This is a genomic window from Yeosuana aromativorans (genome assembly GCF_014646655.1).
Classification (GTDB): Bacteria; Bacteroidota; Bacteroidia; order Flavobacteriales; family Flavobacteriaceae; genus Yeosuana; species Yeosuana aromativorans.
Genome location: NZ_BMNR01000003.1, coordinates 448,456 through 469,021, shown reverse-complemented (window position 1 = coordinate 469,021; position 20,566 = coordinate 448,456). Strand labels below are relative to the sequence as shown.

The 20,566-nt window shown below is 36.5% G+C and carries 12 protein-coding genes; 8 read left to right on the top strand and 4 right to left on the bottom strand.

Features of this window, described 5'->3' with window-relative positions; all coding sequences use genetic code 11:
* From IEW94_RS08990 to IEW94_RS08955, 8 genes are all read left to right on the top strand, one after another.
* Complete coding sequence (locus IEW94_RS08990; RefSeq protein WP_188652151.1) at positions 1-2,232, top strand: GH92 family glycosyl hydrolase; 2,232 nt, start codon at positions 1-3, stop codon at positions 2,230-2,232.
* Between the two features lie 30 nt (positions 2,233-2,262).
* A complete protein-coding gene (locus IEW94_RS08985; RefSeq protein WP_188652149.1) occupies positions 2,263-3,441 on the top strand; it encodes a PNGase F N-terminal domain-containing protein in 1,179 nt (392 codons plus the stop codon).
* 154 nt (positions 3,442-3,595) lie between these two features.
* Entirely contained in the window at positions 3,596-5,026 is a 1,431-nt protein-coding gene (locus IEW94_RS08980; protein WP_188652147.1) for a glycoside hydrolase family 125 protein, read from the top strand.
* 42 nt (positions 5,027-5,068) lie between these two features.
* Positions 5,069-6,208: a glycoside hydrolase family 18 protein gene (locus tag IEW94_RS08975; RefSeq protein WP_188652145.1), complete on the top strand. Its 1,140-nt coding sequence runs from the start codon at positions 5,069-5,071 to the stop codon at positions 6,206-6,208.
* 243 nt (positions 6,209-6,451) lie between these two features.
* Positions 6,452-9,571: a SusC/RagA family TonB-linked outer membrane protein gene (locus IEW94_RS08970; RefSeq protein WP_188652143.1), complete on the top strand. Its 3,120-nt coding sequence runs from the start codon at positions 6,452-6,454 to the stop codon at positions 9,569-9,571.
* Between the two features lie 12 nt (positions 9,572-9,583).
* Positions 9,584-11,263 (top strand): SusD/RagB family nutrient-binding outer membrane lipoprotein, encoded by a 1,680-nt coding sequence (locus IEW94_RS08965; RefSeq protein ID WP_188652141.1) that lies wholly within the window; start codon positions 9,584-9,586, stop codon positions 11,261-11,263.
* A gap of 208 nt (positions 11,264-11,471) precedes the next feature.
* Entirely contained in the window at positions 11,472-12,800 is a 1,329-nt protein-coding gene (locus IEW94_RS08960) for a sugar MFS transporter (RefSeq protein ID WP_188652140.1), read from the top strand.
* Positions 12,801-12,816: 16 nt separating this feature from the next.
* Positions 12,817-13,899, top strand: a complete 1,083-nt coding sequence (locus IEW94_RS08955; protein ID WP_188652138.1) for an acyltransferase family protein — start codon at positions 12,817-12,819, stop codon at positions 13,897-13,899.
* 70 nt (positions 13,900-13,969) lie between these two features.
* On the opposite strand, the gene IEW94_RS08950 is transcribed toward IEW94_RS08955, so the two are convergent.
* The 4 genes from IEW94_RS08950 to IEW94_RS08935 all read right to left on the bottom strand — a co-directional run bounded on the left by IEW94_RS08950 (position 13,970) and on the right by IEW94_RS08935 (position 20,399).
* On the bottom strand, positions 13,970-14,263 hold the full coding sequence (locus IEW94_RS08950) for a F0F1 ATP synthase subunit delta/epsilon (protein ID WP_188652136.1): 294 nt from the start codon (positions 14,261-14,263) through the stop codon (positions 13,970-13,972).
* 54 nt (positions 14,264-14,317) lie between these two features.
* Positions 14,318-15,826 carry a F0F1 ATP synthase subunit beta gene (gene atpD, locus IEW94_RS08945; RefSeq protein WP_188652134.1) on the bottom strand — a complete coding sequence of 503 codons (1,509 nt, stop codon included), beginning with the start codon at positions 15,824-15,826 and terminating at the stop codon, positions 14,318-14,320.
* Positions 15,827-15,991: 165 nt separating this feature from the next.
* Positions 15,992-17,605: an SGNH/GDSL hydrolase family protein gene (locus tag IEW94_RS08940; protein WP_188652132.1), complete on the bottom strand. Its 1,614-nt coding sequence runs from the start codon at positions 17,603-17,605 to the stop codon at positions 15,992-15,994.
* Positions 17,606-17,615: 10 nt separating this feature from the next.
* Positions 17,616-20,399 (bottom strand): TonB-dependent receptor, encoded by a 2,784-nt coding sequence (locus IEW94_RS08935; protein ID WP_188652131.1) that lies wholly within the window; start codon positions 20,397-20,399, stop codon positions 17,616-17,618.
* Positions 20,400-20,566 lie beyond the last annotated feature (167 nt).

Sequence of the window (20,566 nt, the reverse complement as noted above, 5' to 3'; positions counted from 1 at the left end):
ATGATAAAAAGAGTTGTTGTTTGTCCTTTCTTGGTTCTTTTGGCCGTATGCTCTCTCAAAGCACAGGAACAACCAGTGGATTATGTAAACCCGTTTATCGGAACCTCTAATTTTGGAGCCACCTATCCGGGCCCTGTTGCGCCAAGGGGTATGGCAAGTATCAGTCCGTTTAACGTAGCAGGTCCACAAAATCTACCCATGGAAAAGGACAGCCGGTGGTTATCCAATCCATATGTTCATGAAAATACCTTTTTAACCGGATTTTCCCAAGTCAATTTAAGTGGCGTTGGTTGTCCGGATTTAGGCGTAATATTATTAATGCCAACAACAGGAGACCTAGAAACCAATTATTTAAAATACGGATCTACGTATTCCTTTGAACTTGCAAGAGCCGGTTATTACAGTTCTAAAATTGATAAGTACAATATTAGAGCAGAATTTACCGCATCAAAACGAGTAGGTGTCAGTAAGTTTACGTTTCCAAAAGGACAATCCAATATTTTAATTAATCTAGGTTTAGGGTTAACCAATGAACAAGGAGCTATGGTAAAAATAGTGTCTTCAACAGAAATTGAAGGCATGCGTAGTGTTGGTTCTTTCTGCTATAATAGTCCAGAAGATGCTTATCCAGTCTATTTTGTTGCCAAATTTTCTAAACCTGCTGACAATTTTGGTGTATGGAAAACTCCTGCAAAATATGAAGGTGTAGAAGCACAATGGATGGGGTATAACGGCAAAACCCGATTGATGGAACGTACAACAAAAATGGTTGTAGGCGATAGTATAGGGTCTTATTTCATTTATAATTTTGAAAAGCCTGAAACGGTAGAAGTTAAGATAGGAATTTCGTATGTGAGTATTGAAAATGCACGTCAAAATTTAGAAGAGGAAACTGGAAATAAATCCTTTGAAACCATACATAAAGAAACTTATGATGCATGGAATACCCTACTTTCAAGAATTAAGGTTGAAGGCGGCACCGAGGAGGATAAAACAATCTTCTATACCGCATTATATCATGCTTTGATTCATCCCAATACGTTAAATGATGTCAATGGTGATTATCCAGAAATAAAAACAGGCAAGATAGGTCATACCGAAGGTACACGTTATACGGTTTTTTCACTTTGGGACACGTATAGAAATTTGCACCAACTCATGTCTTTAGTTTATCCAAAGCAACAATCCGATATGGTTAAAAGCATGTTGCAAATGTATGATGAGAACGGATGGTTGCCTAAATGGGAGTTAAATTCAACCGAAACCTTTACCATGGTTGGCGATCCAGCAAGCATTGTTATTGCTGATACGTATTTAAAAGGCATTCAAGATTTTGATATTCAAAAAGCCTATAAGGCCATGCTAAAAAGTGCCGACCAAATTGATAACAATCCGTTGCGCCCCGGTTTAAAACAGTATATCGAGAAAGGCTATTTAACTACTGATATAGGGGGGTCTGTTTCAACAACCGAAGAATATAATATTGCAGACTATTCTATTGCATTGATGGCGAAAGCATTAGATAAAAAAGATGACTACAAGCGGTTTTATGGACGCTCACTTTCCTATCGAATATTATTTGATAAAAACTTAAAATTATTGAGACCCAGATTACCAAATGGCAAATGGTACAGGCCTTTCGACCCCGAAGCAGGAGCTAATTTTACTGAGAATGTAGGGTTTGTTGAAGGTAACGCCTGGCAATACGCCTTTATGGTGCCACATGATATTGAAGGTTTAATAAAACTTATGGGGGGTGAACAAGGATTTTCAGCACAATTGCAAAAAGTATTTGATACCAATCAGTTTGATATGGCCAATGAACCCGATATAGCTTATCCTTATTTGTTTAATTATATAAAAGGGGAGGAATGGCGAAGCCAGAAATTGGTACAAGATTTAGTAAAAAAATACTTTAAAAATACGCCTGATGGTATCCCTGGGAATGACGATACTGGTGTCATGTCAGCTTGGTTGGTTTATTCCATGATGGGAATTTACCCCATATTACCAGGAGAACCTAAATATGCCATTACAGCTCCTATGTTTGATAAAATCACCATTCAGTTAGATTCTAAATATTACAAAAACAATAAACTGGTTATTGAACGAGTAGGAAACAGCAAAGGGACTATCGATAAGATAGAGCTTAACGGGAAAAGTTATAAAGGGTTTTTCATCAATCACTCTGATTTGGTCAATGGAGGTCATTTAAAAGTGTTTCTAAAATAGTTAATGAAAAATTTAAGAAAAAACTACTCTATGAAAACCACATATTTAATACTAAGCTTGATGCTCTGCTTTTGTTTTAAAAGTGTAGCGCAAGATGCATTAAACTATACTGTTTTTAAAAACCAACCTATTAATTTTGGTGGTAATCCAGGAAATGATCAAGAAACCACTCGTTTGCAAAATGGGCGAATAGTCTATAAAAAGGTCACGGTTCCAAATTTTCCTTTGGGTACTGATGTTACAATAAAACTCTCCCTACGTTCCAATGGTGATAGGTGGGATAAATCCGGATCTTGTTTTGTGGTTACAGACACTAGTAAAATATCCATTTTAGATGTTTCAAAAGGAGAAAAAACATTTCCAGTGTCTTCCACTTTAAATGACAAATTCGGGGGTGTAAAAGCATCAGACACATACAGTCCTGTTATTGAATTATTGCGCTTTATGACGCCTTTTGGAGTGGGTTATTATAGCAACGAAGAAGGCAAACACAGAAAACCTGTTTATATCCCTAAATGGGAAAATGAAGTGGTTTGGGAGTTGGATATTTCACAATTGGCAACTCTTGTAAGTAATACATTTTATGTTGGAGTCTGGATAGATTCTTGGACAAAAGAAGGCTATAATGTCGATTTAAGTCTTGTGTATTCCAATAGGCCAAGAAAAACCGTTCAAGTGAAATCTTTGGTAAATACCATAAGCTATGTGGATGGGCAATCGTTACCTGATTTTTTTGCCATAACACCTTTAGAGGAAAATTTTAAATTAGATAAAGATGCTAAAAACGTAAAACTGTACTATACAACAACAGGACATGGAGGCCATGAAGGAGGTGATGAGTTTATTAAAATCAAGAATAGTGTTTTTATGGATAACGAACTGGTTTTAGACACCATTCCATGGCGAGACGATTGTGCCTCCTTTAGGCGCTTTAATCCTACATCTGGGGTTTGGCTTAAAAAAGACACGGCTTCCTATATAGATGAAGAATCCCACACCTATAAGACAAAAGAAATTAAAGAGCGCATTGCTTCATCAGACTTGTCAAGATCCAATTGGTGTCCGGGTTCTTTGGTTAAACCATTTGTTGTGGAGTTGGGAGATTTAAAAAAAGGGGAACATATATTAAAAATAAGTATTCCAGCAACATTGGCTACAGAAGATAAACTCAATCATTGGTTGGTGTCTGCATATATAGTATATCATTGATAAATTATGGCATTAACCGGTTTTTAATTTCATTGAAGATTGAACTGTTGATTGAAAAACCTTAAGACCATTAGATGTATCCCCATAAAACAGTAAAAGCAAATAAGAAGGTTTACCTGTTTTTGTGGAAATTGAAATTAAGTAATTCCATAGTATGAAACGACGAAATTTTATTGTTCAAAGTTCATTGTTTACAGCAGGAGCCTTGGTAATGCCCAAAAATATGGTACTGGTTTCACAAAACAAATTTGTGAGTAAGAGACCAAAGTTAGCAGATAGAAACTTTGTAAGTAAAGCCGTAGAACAACTGATTAAAGAGGTAAAGGCTGTTATTAAAGACGAAGAAATGTCTTGGCTTTTTGAAAATTGTTATCCAAATACGTTGGATACCACCATTGATTTTGAGATGATTGATAGAAAACCTGACACCTTTGTGATTACAGGAGATATAGATGCCATGTGGCTGCGAGATTCCACTGCACAGGTTTGGCCATATTTACCTTTAATTAATGAAGACGAAAAACTTAAAAAACTTGTTCAAGGATTAATTAACAGACAGGTAAAATGTGTATTGTTAGATCCGTATGCCAATGCCTTTTATAAAGACACAACTAAAATATCGGAGTGGAAAAGTGATCAAAAATTAATGCTTCCTGGAGTTCACGAACGCAAATGGGAAATTGATTCCTTATGCTATGTTGTTCGTTTGGCTAACGAATATTATCAAATTACGAAGGACACTTCCATTTTTGATGATGATTTTAATAAGGCCATGCAGCTCATTGTAAAAACATTTAAAACAGAGCAACGCAAACATCATGAATCTGAATATGTGTTTAGTAGATTAACCACTTCAGTAATAGATTCGCCACCATTTGGTGGAACCGGAAGACCCGTTAAACCAAACGGGCTTATTTGTTCAATGTTTCGCCCGTCGGACGATTCAACATTATTTCCCTATTTAATACCTTCAAACATTTTTGCGGTATTGTCTTTACGCCAATTGGAAACTATCTATAAAGAGGCATATAAAGACAATGAGTTTGCAAATATGTGTAAACAATTGGCTGATGAAATTGCTACTGCTATCAAGGAATTTGCTGTAACAGAACATTTAAACTTTGGTAAAATGTATGCTTACGAGATAGATGGTTATGGAAATAAACTCTTTATGGATGATGCCAATGTGCCATCGTTAATGTCATTGGCGTATTTAGGAGCACATAAGCCGACAGATGAACTTTATAAAAACACCCGTCGATTTTTATTGAGTGACAACAATCCCTATTTTTTAAAAGGGAAGTATGCCGAAGGACAAGGAAGTCCACATACCGGAAAAAATAAAATTTGGCCTATGGGTATCATTTTAAGGGCCATGACCAGTACAGATACCGATGAGATCATAAAATGCCTAAAAATGTTAAAAGCTACCCATGCAGGAACAGGCTTTATGCACGAGGGATTTGATAAGGACAATCCGAATGATTATTCCAGGGATTGGTTTGCTTGGGCTAACACATTATTTGGCGAATTAATCATAAAATTGTTCAAGGAAAACAAAGAACTATTGTCCTTAACATATTAAGAAATAACAATAATAGATGCATTAATAATTATCCTAATTAGTATGATTGATAAATATTTATTTTCAGTATTCTTTTCAGCAATGTTTTTAACTGCTTGTGTTAATAAAGAAACTCGAGTCATAGTAAAGGCGGATAACTATAAAATAGTTGCTTATGTTCATGGATGGCAGGACAGTTGGGGTGAAAACAATGAAAAAGCAAACCAAGTAACCCATATCAATTATGCTTTTGCCAATATCAAAGAAGGAAAAGTTGTTGAAGGTAATGAGAACGATACAGAAGCACTAAAAAAATTAAACCAATTAAAGCTTACTAACAAAGATTTAAAAATTTTAATTTCTGTTGGAGGCTGGAGTTGGTCCAAAAATTTTTCAGATGCTGTTTTAACCGAAAGTTCTAGGCAAAAGTTTGCAAATAGTGCTATAGATTTTGTGATTAAACACAACATAGATGGTGTGGATTTAGATTGGGAATATCCAGGGCAAATAGGAGACAACAACCGGTTTAGAGCAGAGGACAAAGAAAATTTCACGGCAATTTTAAAGCTACTAAGAAAAAAACTGGATTCATTGGTAAACGGAAAGAAAACCTACTTGTTGACTGTTGCAACCGGTGCCAATCAAAATTATTTAGATCATACCGATATGAGACAAGCACAACAATATCTTGATTATATCAATATAATGACCTATGATTTTGTGACTGGAAGTTCTAACAGGACAGGGCATCATTCCAATCTTGAAGAATCAAAGTTTGATTTAGAAACACCCAAAAAGAGCAGTCGAAATTCTGTACAAGAGCATATACTAGCCGGAATCCCTTCTCATAAAATTGTATTGGGTGTTCCGTTTTATGGAAGGTATTGGAAAGGTGTAAACCCAAAAAATCAAGGTTTATATCAATTAGCAAATGGTCAAACGGGAAGTTATGGGTATAAAGCTATTGCAGACAGCATAAATAGTAAGGTATTTACTTCTTATTGGGACGATAGTGCTAAAGCACCTTATGTATGGCGAGATAAAGATTCGTTGTTTATTACTTATGGAAATATTAAGTCAATACAATACAAAGTTGATTTTATAAAAAATGAAAAATTGGGAGGAGTCATGTTTTGGCAGTTCAGTGGTGACAATGGCGATCTATTGAAAACATTGGCTGATCATTTAAAAAATGATAATTGATGTCTATGGTTTCAATAAACAGAAAGCAACCAATTTTTTTGGAATTTAAGAAGGCTCAAATTATTCAACATTTAACCTCTTTTTAATTACGATTCCTATTTGTTGGAATTTCTCCTATAGCGATTCAGAAATGTTATTGGTCGAAATAATGTAAACTATAACGTTTTAGATTTTTAGATTTAACATACTATTAACTTAAGGTTAACTCAATAAACCAAATTATTAACTCAAATAACTAAATTTATGATTCAAAAAGTACTAAAACTACTGTTTGTGTTTTGTTTGTTTGCATTTCAGAATGCCAAAGCGCAAACGACAGTAACAGGGACAATCACAGATGCTGCAACCGGAATTCCGTTACCGGGGGCAAGTATTGTTGTTAAAGGAACAACAAATGGAGTTTCTTCAGATTTTGATGGAAACTACAGCATAGATGTGTCAACAGCAACAGCAACATTTGTGGTTTCTTATGTTGGGTATGCAACTAAGGAAGTTGCTTTTACCGGCACAACACCTTTAAATATTTCGTTATCAGAAGATGCTGAACAATTAAACGAAGTTGTAGTAACAGCTTTGGGAATTAGTCGTGAAAAAAAATCTTTAGGATATGCCGTATCCACAATAGAGGGCTCTTCGGTATCATTGGCTAAAGAAACCAACGTGGTCAGCTCTTTGGCTGGTAAAGTAGCCGGGGTTGTGGTTTCAAGATCTACCTCTGGCGCTGGTGGTGGAACCCGTGTTGTAATTAGAGGTAATGGATCTTTAACTGGAAACAACCAACCGCTTTATGTTGTTGATGGTATTCCTATTGATAACTCAGGCGTATCTAATGCGGGAGCTGGAGAATATTCAGTTAGAGATTTAGGTACAGGTGTTTCTGATATCAACTCAGATGATATTGAATCCATGTCAATCTTAAAAGGGCCAAATGCTGCTGCATTATATGGTTCCAGAGCGGCCAATGGTGTGGTTCTTATCACTACAAAAAAAGGTAAATTAAATCAAGGTTTGGGCGTGTCTATTAACTCAAGTGCCGTTTTTGATTCACCTTTGGTTTTACCAGACTACCAAAATCAGTATGGACGTGGAACAGATGGAGATTTTCCAAATATCGTTCCATCGGACCCATTGAGCACACAAGTAACAGCTGTTACCAATACAGCTTCTTGGGGGCCAAAATTTGATGGGTCTTCACATTTAGAGTTCAATGGACAAATGAGACCATACTCAGCACAACCAAATAATGTTAAGGATTTTTTTGAAACAGGCGCTAGTTTTGTAAACACTATTTCAATAAGTAACAGCACCGATAAATCGTCTGTGTTTTTCTCTTATACAAATTCTGATATACAATCCATTTTGCCAAATTCTGGATTAAAAAGAAACAACTTTAACTTAAGAGGATTTACCAAGCTATCAGATAAATTGTCTTTTGATGCCAAGGTTACCTATTTCTTACAGAGTGCTAAAAACAGACCAGAACAAGGAACAGAAGGTTTGGCAGCATACCTTTGGGGGCTTCCTAGAAACGTAAGTTTGTCCGATCTTAAAGTGTATCAAAACATAGAAAACCCAATAGACCCAAATAACCCATATAAAGTTATTTCACCTAGAACTGGAACAGGAAACCCGTATTGGATTTTATACAATGATTCCAATGAAGATCAAAGAACCAGAATAACTGGATTTGCAAAAGCAACCTATGAATTTACAGATTGGTTGTCTGCTTTTATACGAGTAGGTAGAGATGCGGTTAGTCAAGATACCAAACAAATCCATGCCATAGGACATCATTTTTATCCTGGTGGAGATATCCGTTTTGGACAAAATGACATCACAGAAACCAACTATGATTTCTTATTGATGTTCAATAAAGATTTAAATGATAAATTTAATTTGTCTTTAAATGCAGGTGGTAACATGTTGCATTCTACAAGAATTAGCTCAGGATCGTTTGGAAAAGACTTTAAAATTCCTGGTAAATATTTCTTGGATAATGCTGATGGAAACACCATTGTTGCAACGCAGTCTGATTTAATTGAAAAGAAAGTTAATTCAGTATACGGTCAAGGGTCATTATCATATATGGATATGGTTTATTTAGACCTAACTGCAAGAAATGACTGGTCTTCAGCTTTGGCGGCAGAAAACAGATCATACTTCTATAGTTCAGCAAGTTTAAGTTTCTTGTTGCATAAATTGTTTAATTTACAAGGGACCAAAATTGATTTCCTTAAATTAAGAGCAAGTACAGCAAATGTGGGTAATGATACAGAGCCACAACAAATTGTAAATTTATTTACTGTAGCTGCTGATGGTTATCTTGGTGTTACGCAAGTAAATAGACCAACCATTAAGTTTAGTGAAAGTTTAAAACCAGAGGACATCAGATCTACAGAAGTTGGATTGGAAGCCAGAGCTTTTAAAAACAGGTTGTATGCAGACTTTTCTTATTATTCAATTACAACAAAAGACTTAATATTTGATGTTCCTGTAGATCCAGGAACAGGTTATAGCTATTTTAGAGAAAATATTGGAAAATTGACCAATAAAGGATTTGAATTGATGATTGGTGGTAAACCAATTCAAAATGAAAATTTCTCGTGGGATGTGTCTGCCAATATATCTAAAAATGACAATAAGTTAGAAAGCTTGATTGCAGGGCAGGATAATTTTACGTTTAGTACAACTAATGGTGGTATCGTTGATGTTAGAGCTCAAGTTGGTGGCGGATATGGTGATATCTATACCACAACTTGGTTGCGTAATGATCAAGGTCAATTAATTGTGACTGATGAAGGAAGGCCTCAAGCCACTTCAGAACGTCAAAAATTTGGAAATTATCAGCCAGATTACACAGGCGGTATTACAAATACATTTAATTACAAAAATTTCACCTTAAACTTTTTAATTGATTTTAGAATTGGTGGAGATGTGTATTCAGGAACCGATGCTGCTCTAGACGCTTCAGGTGTTTCTAAACGCTCTTTACAGTACAGAGAAGGAGGCGTTGTTGTTCAAGGCGTGCATTCAGATGGAACTCCTAATACCACAAGCATTAGTGCCCAAGATTACTGGGGAGCTGTTAGTGGAATAGGTTCAGAATATGTATATGACCAATCAAACGCAAGATTAAGAGAATTGAGTTTGACATATCGTTTTGCTAAAAAACTATTAGAGAAAACATTTGTGCAAAATGCCTCTGTTAGCTTAACAGGAAGAAATTTATTTTTCTTATGGAAAAAGACCGATAACTTTGATCCAGAGTCATCTTACTCAACAAACAACTTTAGTCAAGGAGTATTGTTTTATGCTTTGCCTACAACAAAGAGCGTTGGACTTAGTTTAAATGTTAAATTTTAAAAAATTGTAACTATGAAATATTTTAAATTTTCGATATATACATTATTACTATTAATGACTATATCATGTACAAAAGATTTCGATGCAATAAACACAAATAATAGTGGGTTTACGGCATCCGAAGTAAGTGCAAAATACTTTTTAACGAGCACGCAAGTTGGACTCTATGCGCCTAGTCGTTATGAGTATTGGAGAGCCCATTTGATACATTCAGACCGATATGCAGGACATTTCTGTTTTGGCCATAACCACTCTTGGTGGAGTGATGGTTTGGGGTATGATTACAGTGCTGGATATACAGATGCGTCTTATGATTGGTTAGCTGGTTATTTTGGAAGGGTTAAAGGTTTTGCAGATTTAACTAAAGAAGGAGGCGAGTTTGAAAACCAGTATTATTACGCCATATCATTGATAATTAAAGGACTTTATTATCAAGTATATACAGAGACTTTTGGGATGGTACCTTTTAGCGAAGCTGGTGTAGATGGAATTTTAACACCAAAATATGATGCCCAAAAAGATATTTACAAGGGTATTATAGCAGATTTGGATAACGCCATGTCAATTATTGGCTCTGCCGAAAAAACTGGAATTGGGGTTGAGGATGCTGGAGATAATGATGTTTACTGTGGTGGTGATTTGCAAAAATGGAAAAAATTGGCGAACACTTTAAAATTAAGAATAGGAATGCGTGCGTTAGGAGCTTCAGGAGATGATTTTGCAAGCAATGCAATTACGTCAGCTTTAGCAGCACCACTTCTTGATGAAACATCAGGTAGTGTTGTAATGAAGAAGGACTTCGTTATTAGTGAGTGGGCCTCTGCTTCATATGGTGACATCTGGCACGACTTTGGTGTTGGCGGTGGTGCATCATGGACTATGGGAGCTACACTTATAAACTTGCTAAGGGACAACAATGATCCAAGATTATCAGCGTATGCATTACCAGCACCTGGAGGATCATTTATTTTCACTGATGATGGTGATGCAAATTTCCAAGAACGCTTAAACTTTGTGATAGCCACCTTAGATGATGCTAACGCAACATACACGGTTACCACATCTGGAGCAGATACAACTATTGATGTTCCTTCTGGCCAATATATTGGGCAGCCAAGCCGTGTAAATGGTGATTCTTATGATTTCATGCGTTATGATATGTTCAGTGTTCCAAGTGAAGCCGTAACCCATAAGAGAGGCACACAGGTTGACACGGCCTATCCAGAAATTGTTCTTTCTAGTGCAGAGTCTTATTTTTTACAAGCTGAAGCAGTGGTAAGAGGTATCGAATCTGGTGATGCACAGGCTTTATTGGCCTCAGGTATAAAAGAGGCTATGAAATTATGGAACATTTCAACTGGTGATGCAGATACCTATATTGCTAATGCACCTATTGCAGATATTTCAAGTGGTACTATGGATGAAAAATTAGAAAAAATAGCATTACAAAGATGGTTGGCTGATTACACCGATGGTTTTGAAGCTTGGGCTGTAGTTAGAGATACAGGATATCCTTCAGAATTATATGCTGGTGTTTCCAATGCTACTATTTTTGCGTTAGGAAATTTAAACGGAGCTTATCCACAAAGATTACGATATGGTAGTGGAGCTCAAGCCAACCCTAATTATTCTACTGCAGTGTCTACTCAAGGACCAGATGTTCAGGCAACAAAATTATGGTTTGCTAAATAATAAGAATTGATAAAGTTTTAAAAAGAGGTTGATACATTCAGCCTCTTTTTTTTCAACCTATAGTAACACACTTCATAATTTTACTATTGAATATAGTCTTATACAATATTTAAGGGACAGAATCTTAAAGTATAGTTATAGGTGGTGAATATTTCATCTTGTTAAGCAAAAATCTGAAAATCATTAATCATTAAACGAAACAGTAAACATGTCTAATCAAAAAGCACTGTCTTCATCAAAAAGCAACACCTTAGTTCCTATAATAATCATAGCTGGTTTATTTTTCATTTTTGGTTTTGTCACATGGATCAATGGAGCTTTAATCCCTTTTATGAAAACCATTAGCGAATTAACTTCAGCCCAATCATTTTTAGTGGCATCAGCATCCTATATCTCTTTTGTAGTCATGGCTTTACCAGCATCGTATGTACTAACAAAAACGGGTTATAGAAAAGGGATGTCCTTAGGGCTTTTTGTTATGGGAATAGGAGCTTTGGTTTTTATACCAGCCGCTGAGGCAAGAACCTATTGGATGTTCTTATCGGGTATTTTTATTCAGGGAGCTGGAATGACTTTGTTGCAAACGGCATCAAATCCGTATATAACAATCTTAGGGCCTATTGATAGTGCCGCTAAACGAATTGCTATCATGGGGATTGCTAATAAGGTAGCAGGTGCTTTGGGGTCGCTTATTTTTGGAGCGCTTTTATTATCTGGTATAGATGAAATAAAAGAAAAGCTAAGTACTGTTTCAGCTTCAGAAAAAACACAATTATTGGACGTTATGGCTGATAGCGTTGTGGTTCCTTATGTGGTTATGGCCATTGTTTTATTTGTGCTAGGGTTATTGATAAGAAAGGCTCCATTGCCACATGTTGAGGCAGAACCTATTGAAGAACCAAAGGATGGTGAGACAACAAAGACCAGTATCTTTCAGTTTCCACACTTATGGCTAGGTGTGTTAACCCTTTTTATGTATGTAGGTGTTGAAGTTGTAGCGGGTGACACCATTATTGCCTATGGAATTTCCTTAGGATTTCCAGCAACGTCCGCTAAGTTTTTTACAACCTTTACCTTGCTGGCTATGGTTGCCACTTATGGTTTAGGAATCTTTTTGATTCCAAAATATATTAGTCAGTCTTTGGCGTTGCGAATTAGTGCAGCCCTAGGGATACTGTTTACTTTTTGCATTGTTTTTTCTTCTGGGCTTACATCCATTTTATTTGTGGCTTCACTAGGTATTGCAAACGCACTGGTTTGGCCGGCAGTATGGCCACTAACGTTAAAAGGACTTGGCAAATTTACCAAGACAGCCTCTGCATTGTTAATTATGGCCATTTCTGGAGGAGCAATAATACCACCATTATATGGTAGGTTGGTTGATTATAATAAGGTTGAGTTTATGGCTCAAGGAATGAGTGACGCAATGGCTTCGGCACATGCTTCAACCAAAGGATATTGGATTTTATTGCCCTGTTATATCATCATTTTATATTATGCCATAGCGGGACATAAATTAGGCTTAAAAAACAAATAACTTATAATTGTTTGTCATGAAAAACAGAATAGAATCAGTTGATATTTTACGCGGTTTCACTATTGCGGCTATGATATTGGTGAATACACCAGGAACCTGGGGGCATGTTTATGCTCCTTTACTTCATGCCGAATGGCATGGATTGACCCCAACAGATTTAATCTTTCCATTTTTTTTATTCATAGTTGGGATATCAATTCACTTTGCTTACAAGCAGAAACCCAATACAATATCCATCTATAAAAAAATTATTATTAGGAGTTTGAAGCTCATTGGTTTAGGCCTGTTTTTAGGGTTGTTTTTACCATATCCCCCTTTTTTAAAAGATTTTGAAACATTGCGTTTTTTGGGCGTTTTACAGCGTATTGGAATTGTTTTCCTTTTTTCTGCTATTCTATATCTTAATTGTAACTGGAAAGGTTTATTGGCTATTGCATGTGTGATTTTAATTGGCTATTGGATATTTCTAGGGTATATACCTTTGCCTGATGGCACTTTGCCAACCTTTGATAGAGCAAGCAACAATTGGGCCATGTACGTAGATTCTAACCTATTAGGAAAGCACATGTGGAAAGCTGATTATGACCCTGAAGGTCTGTTAAGTTCATTACCTGCTGTGGCCACTTGCATCATTGGAATTCTTATGGGTAATTTGTTAGATACCCTTAGAGATGTAAAATTTTTAATTATTGTGGCGTTTCTGCTCTTATTGTCTGGTTACATGTTTAGTATATGGTTTCCAATTAATAAAGCATTATGGAGCAGTAGTTTTGTATTGGCGACAAGTGGTTGGGCAACCTTGATACTATCAGTTATTTACTATTTAACAGACGTAATGAAATTACAGTTTGGATCTATTTTTAAATATGTGGGTATGAATGCCATCACTATCTATTTTTTGTCCAGTTTCATTACCAAGATTTTTTATCTAACTAAAGTGGGACAAACAACTATACACGGATGGCTTTATAATAACCTATATATTCATGATTTTTTGAGTGATAAGTTATCGTCATTACTTTATGCCCTAACGGTTGTATTATTTTACTTATTACTCGGGTATGTCCTTTATAAAAGAAAGCTATTCATTAAAGTATAACCACAAAAAAAAGCGAAGATAGTTCTTCGCTTTTTTTATTTTCTATATGTTATATGCTATTGCTCTCGGCTTAATCTGCAAGAACAATGACTTTATTGTCTTTCATTTCAACAGTACCAGAATTGATCTTCACTGTTAAAACTTTTTTGTCATCAAAATGAGGAACAACTTGCGCATGCAGATGGTCAAATTCCAAATGACTTTGGGTGTGTGTTTTAATTTTGATGGTTCCTTCCCTTAAAAGCGAAACAATAGGAGCGTGGTCTTTTAACATCTCAAATTGCCCATTAACTCCCGGAACAGATACTGAATCTACTTCTGAGCTAAATAAGGTCGCCTCTGGTGATACAATTTCTAAATACATAATCCTTAAAATTGATAATTAATAACTGTCAAGAATAGACAATTACCAATTAAATTAAGCTTCTGCAAGCATTTTTTCTCCAGCTTCAATAGCTTCTTCAATCGTTCCTTTAAGGTTAAAGGCAGCTTCTGGTAAATGATCCAATTCACCATCCATAATCATGTTAAAGCCTTTGATGGTTTCTTTGATATCAACCAATACCCCAGGAATACCTGTAAATTGCTCGGCTACGTGGAATGGTTGAGACAAGAAACGTTGTACACGTCTTGCTCTGGATACAGCTAATTTATCTTCTTCTGATAATTCTTCCATACCAAGGATGGCAATAATATCTTGAAGTTCTTTGTAGCGTTGCAATAATTCTTTAACACGTTGTGCACAAGCGTAGTGTTCATGTCCTAAAATATCGGCCGTTAAAATACGTGATGTAGAATCTAACGGATCAACCGCTGGATAAATACCTAACTCAGCAATTTTACGAGACAATACAGTAGTAGCATCTAAGTGGGCAAATGTTGTAGCAGGTGCAGGGTCTGTTAAGTCATCCGCAGGCACATATACCGCTTGCACCGATGTAATAGAACCTCTTTTTGTTGAGGTAATTCGTTCTTGCATGGCACCCATTTCTGTTGCCAATGTTGGTTGGTAACCTACCGCAGAGGGCATACGGCCTAATAATGCAGATACCTCAGAACCAGCTTGTGTAAAACGGAAGATATTATCTACGAAGAACAATACGTCTTTTCCTTGACCTTCACCAGCACCATCACGGAAATATTCAGCAATAGTTAAACCTGATAAGGCAACACGCGCACGGGCTCCAGGAGGTTCGTTCATCTGACCAAACACAAACGTAGCTTTAGATTCTTTCATACCAGCTTTATCAACTTTGGTCAAATCCCATCCGCCTTCTTCCATAGAATGCATAAAGTCTTTACCATATTTAATGATACCAGATTCAAGCATCTCTCTCAACAAATCATTCCCTTCACGAGTTCTCTCTCCAACTCCGGCAAATACTGAAAGTCCACCGTGTCCTTTTGCAATGTTGTTAATCAATTCCTGAATCAATACGGTTTTACCAACACCGGCACCACCAAATAACCCAATTTTACCACCTTTTGCGTAAGGCTCAATCAAATCGATTACCTTAATACCAGTGAACAACACTTCTGTTGAGGTTGATAAATCTTCAAATTTTGGAGCTTGACGGTGAATTGGTAACCCAGCGTTTCCTGCTTTTGGCAAATTCCCTAGACCATCAATAGCATCGCCAATCACATTGAACAAACGACCGTAAACATCTTCGCCAATTGGCATTTGAATAGGTGCACCAGTAGCAACAACTTCAGTCCCTCTACTTAAACCGTCTGATGAGTCCATAGCGATGGTACGCACAGTATCTTCACCAATATGGGATTGTACTTCTAGTACCAATAAAGAGCCATCAGGTCTTTTAATTTCTAATGAATCATAAATTTTTGGAAGTTCTGAATCAGTTCCGAATTCAACATCGATAACCGGACCTACTATTTGTGCAACTTTACCTGTAACTTTAGCCATTGCTTATATGTTTAATATTATGCGTTTTAATTGTGAAAATACACGTTATGTTTTCGCGTGCAAAGATAATTTTTTTAATTTAATATAAAAGCTGTTTTTTCAGCTTTTTTCCAATAAAAAAACACCTTCAAAAGGAAGGTGTTCTCATATCATATCGTATTTCAATTATTGCAAAGCGGGCGAATAATTGGTTGGATAGTCTCCTATATTGGCCACATTTCCAGAGGCAACAAAATTAGAGCCAAAGGTCGTGTCAATGGCTTCCAAAAATTTGTCGGCCATGTAAGCATAACCCCTTGCTGTTAAGTGTATGCCGTCCAAACTAAAGGCACCACCTAAGACCAAGTTGGTAGTAAGGGTAAAGTTGTCTGCTATGATACCGCTGGTTGAGGCATCTTGTAAAATACCATTTAAATCAACCAAAGCTACATTAGGATTTGCGCTGGCAACATTTTCAATGGTTGCGTTATAAGCATCAGTTGCCATTTTAATTTCGTCTTGTTCACTTGGCAATAACACCCATTTGTCTGCTAAAGGATTGGTAACGCCTTCCACAGAAAATTGTCCTGCTAAATTAGCTGGTAAGCCTTGACCGGTCAAATAAGCATAGGTGGTTGTGTTCACGGTTCCAATAACAGAGCTACTAGGTAGCACAAATAAATCATCAGCAGTTGCCTGTCTTGCTTGTCCATACATAGAACCCAATAAATTGGCCACTAGTGGAGCCGCTTGAGCAGGAAGTCCAAAACTTTGTACAAATGCGGGAAATGTTGGGCTGGCATTCAAGACGCCAGCAATTTGTGCTGATAAATCCGTAAGAGTCTCATCTTTTATGACAACGGCACTAGCCTCGGTAGTTGAAAAAACGATGGATCTTTCGGGTACGCCTAAGTAAGCAAATACTTGATTAAGCTGCCCAAAAACTCCGTTAAGTGTTGGGATTAATGGTCCAAAACTAGGGTTAGCTGGGCTCAATGGATTATAAGGTACCGTTGTGAAATGTGGTAGATCTGTAATATAAGGAACATTGGTCACAACGCCTTTAGCGCCCCCAGAAGTCAAGGTAGTAACTAAGGTGTTAAAAGCAAAATCAAAGGTAGGTGAATCTGTAATGGGATTAGAACCATCACCACCTGATGTAGCATACCCCAAAACATCATTACCCCCAATTTCTGATAAGGTGAAAAATGTTGGGTTTTGAGCCATTGCCAGTTCTAAAATAGAGGCATTGGGTGTACTTCCTGTAAGTCTCACCGCATACGGATTTGCCGCAGCAGGAAAGTTGGCTATGTTTCCGTAACCATTTGCAAGCAGGTGAAAACTTTTTGCACCTGGGACACCTAAATTATTAAATGGTCCCGATGGGTTATTAAGTACTATGTCTGTGCCAACAGTTACTGGACCTATTACTGATTCTAATGGTACAGGACCTGAACCTCCAAAAACCAGTCTTGGGTTGGCAATTCTTGTGCCTCCAGCGGCTAAACCACCATAATTATCACTCATTAAAGGTTGTGTAAATGCGCCACCACCAGCTTTAGAGAATTCTTTGGCAATAATATTGGGGAATGAGTTTTCTTGGCTAGCAATAAACAAAGCATTGTCTGTGTAACCCGCTGTAAACGAAGCTCCAAGTGCCACATAGTTTGAAAAATCTGCTGTACCAGTAGTTAGGTCAGGTAATGCAACTGGTGCGTCTGTTCTACTGACATCTTCTATAGTGTTACAAGCTGTAAATCCTAATAGGATTATTAACAGCCATATATATTTTGTGTTCATAATCAATTTTTTATAAGTTGTTAATAGTCCATGATACGTAGTACATTGATCCTATATATCCTGTACCAAAAGCGGTTGTGTATTCTTTTCCGGTAAGGTTGGTGCCACCTATTTTAAAAATAGATTTCATACTTGGAACGAGCAAGTTGATTTGTGCATCCAATACATGATATTCTGGAACCACACCGTCACCAAAGGTTGCTTCCCAATAGTAATCATCACTGAATCTGTATGATACATTAAATCCGAAGTTTTTAAATAACTCAGTATTTCCAAAAGAAGCTTTGAATTTATGTTCTGGTGTGTTGAAATAGGTCGCAATGTCTGGATATTTAGCTTGGTCAAAGTCCAGTTTTGTATAGGTATAACTTCCACTTAAATCAAAATTACCAAAGATTTTAGTGGACAATCCTAATGATGCTCCATAAGATTTTATCCCTACAGGAGAGTTGGTGTAGGTTCCATAAGCTTGATAATCGTTATTTGCTATGGCTGCCACAGACAGTGAATTGTCTCCCACGGTTCCATATAATGGAGCAATATCAATTTCTTGAGAAATAAAATCTTTATAGCTGTTGTAATAAGCACTTAAATCAACAATTAATGACTCAAATTTTCCTCGGTAACCAACTTCTGTAGATGTTACTTGTTCTGGTTTTACTAAATCTGGATTAGCAACTTCTAGAACAGAAGGGTCTCCTGTTGCAGCTAATTTCTCTACAGAACTTCTGGTATATGAATTATAATAACCAGCAGCCCCGGTTTGGGTGATGGTTGCTGGCTGACCTAACATTTGTCCAGCTCCACTAACATTGTAAGGTACTGAATAGCGGTCCAAGTTATCTGGTGCTGCACCAATCAACACATAAGGACCTACATCCAAGCCTATAAATAAATCTTGTGTGGTTGGGTTTCTGAATCCAGTTTGGATAGACGCCCTAAAATTATGATTTTTATTTACTGTTAAACCAGCAGATAATCTAGGGGAATAAAAACCGTCAAAAAACTTGTTTTTATCATATCGCAAGGATCCAGTTAGTTTTAAATCAAGGTTTTCATTTAATTCAATATTTTTTTGAATCTGGGTGTACATTCCATATTCATAATAATCAATTGGTCCATTTTTGTCGGTATAAATGGTTCCTGAAGAGTTTAAGCTATATTTTCTGTAGGAACCACCAACTTGTATCTCTGCCCAATCTATTAAGTTGCTAAAATTATAATTACCATCGGCATGGTAATATTTAGATGCATCCTGGAATTTAGAACCCGTTAATAAATCAGGGTCATTGATGCTTCTGTTATAGGCAGCTTGAAATTCTGGAGTTCCAGGTAAATATCTACCAGATTCTGCTTGGGCTCTCGCTGCTGCATGTGCCTGTTCATTTGTTGCTCCCGCAAGCGTGGCCTGTACATAAGTTCCTGTATATTCACCAAACCATGTACTGTCATCTTTCCAAGCACGGTTAATCTGGATAGCAGTTGCTACCATATCATATGATTTTCCTGCTTTATCATCAACAACGTAGCCTCTTAAAAAGAAATTATCGTTTCTTATTTCTAGTTTATGTTGTTCTTGAAAAAAACCATCTATATGATATCGGTTACTACCTTGGTATATGGTAGATCCGGTTCCTACTTTTCCAACATAGGATATTTCAAAGTCATTTTCAAACGGTCTGTAGTATAATCCCCAATCTGCTTTAACACTTTCAGCATTATAGTCTGTTAAGTCAGCTTCATCATAACCTGTTCTACTCACATTGACAGAGGGAACCAACGCATTAGCACCTGCCGGCAAAATACCCAAACCTTCAAGAGTCACCGCAACAGATTTTATGTTTGTTGACACTAAATCACCATAAACATTAACGCCATTATAGTTTAAATCTGTAGCTCTGGTGCCACCATCAGAATTTTTGTCAACCGTACTGTTTGCAGCCCAATCGGTTCCTTTTAGATATCCAAAATTTACTTTGGCAGCAAATTTGTTACTAAACTTATAGGCCATTCTTATTCCAAAGTCTGTATACGGATTGTCTCCAGCTGCTTTTTGGGATGTCATTCCTTGCTTATAATAAGCGCTTATACCTGCATGATCAAACGGATTTTTACTTCTCATGAACAAGATACCATTAAAGGCATTGGCACCGTATAGGGCAGAAGATGCTCCTGGCAGTAATTCAACACTTTGCACATCGGTTTCAATCATACCCACTAAATTTCCAATAGGGAAGTTCAAGGCCGGTGTAGAATTGTCCATACCATCTACCAATTGCATAAAACGGTTGTTTGCAAAGGTGGCGAAACCTCTGGTATTAACAGATTTAAAAGTCAAACTATTGGTGTTAACATCAACACCTTTAAGATTTTCCAGCCCGTCATAAAAATCAACAGAAGCTGTATTTTTGATTTCTTTAAGACCGATTCGTTCTACGGTAACAGGTGATTCAAAAATACGTTCTGGTGTTCTGGAAGCCGAAATAACAACTTCATCTAAAGAAGTTCCTTCTTTAAGAATAAAGTTAACAGTTTGATTGTTTGAAGTTATTTCTTGTGTTACCGTTTCAAAACCAACACTACTAGCTTGTAGTGAAAATGGCGGATTTAAATTAGTTTTAAGGCTAAAAGCTCCGTCAAAATCTGAGACAGTTCCAGTAGTAGTTCCAACAACTATAACATTGGCGCCTGGTATAGGTTGACCGCTATCATCAACAACAGATCCAGTAATTGTTGTTTGTGCATTTGCTAATCCACAAAAAAGCATTAATAAAATCGGGAAAATTGTTTTCATTTACGAGAATTAGTTTAGTTATTTTTGTGAGCAATATAAAAAATATTATAAGTTATAATTACATAAATGTAAAAAAAATTATGCGCGCATAGTAAATTTTAGCATAAAATTGCTTTTATATTTGCTGAATTGATAAAATAAGGAAGGTTTATTGTAAATATAGCATA

Bases quoted from the DNA above. Each gene is read 5' to 3' on its own strand.
- IEW94_RS08990 (WP_188652151.1), top strand. From the start codon at position 1: ATGATAAAAAGAGTTGTTGTTTGTCCTTTCTTGGTTCTTTTGGCCGTA.
- IEW94_RS08985 (WP_188652149.1), top strand. From the start codon at position 2,263: ATGAAAACCACATATTTAATACTAAGCTTGATGCTCTGCTTTTGTTTT.
- IEW94_RS08980 (WP_188652147.1), top strand. From the start codon at position 3,596: ATGAAACGACGAAATTTTATTGTTCAAAGTTCATTGTTTACAGCAGGA.
- IEW94_RS08975 (WP_188652145.1), top strand. From the start codon at position 5,069: ATGATTGATAAATATTTATTTTCAGTATTCTTTTCAGCAATGTTTTTA.
- IEW94_RS08970 (WP_188652143.1), top strand. From the start codon at position 6,452: ATGATTCAAAAAGTACTAAAACTACTGTTTGTGTTTTGTTTGTTTGCA.
- IEW94_RS08965 (WP_188652141.1), top strand. From the start codon at position 9,584: ATGAAATATTTTAAATTTTCGATATATACATTATTACTATTAATGACT.
- IEW94_RS08960 (WP_188652140.1), top strand. From the start codon at position 11,472: ATGTCTAATCAAAAAGCACTGTCTTCATCAAAAAGCAACACCTTAGTT.
- IEW94_RS08955 (WP_188652138.1), top strand. From the start codon at position 12,817: ATGAAAAACAGAATAGAATCAGTTGATATTTTACGCGGTTTCACTATT.
- IEW94_RS08950 (WP_188652136.1), bottom strand. From the start codon at position 14,263: ATGTATTTAGAAATTGTATCACCAGAGGCGACCTTATTTAGCTCAGAA.
- atpD (WP_188652134.1), bottom strand. From the start codon at position 15,826: ATGGCTAAAGTTACAGGTAAAGTTGCACAAATAGTAGGTCCGGTTATC.
- IEW94_RS08940 (WP_188652132.1), bottom strand. From the start codon at position 17,605: ATGAACACAAAATATATATGGCTGTTAATAATCCTATTAGGATTTACA.
- IEW94_RS08935 (WP_188652131.1), bottom strand. From the start codon at position 20,399: ATGAAAACAATTTTCCCGATTTTATTAATGCTTTTTTGTGGATTAGCA.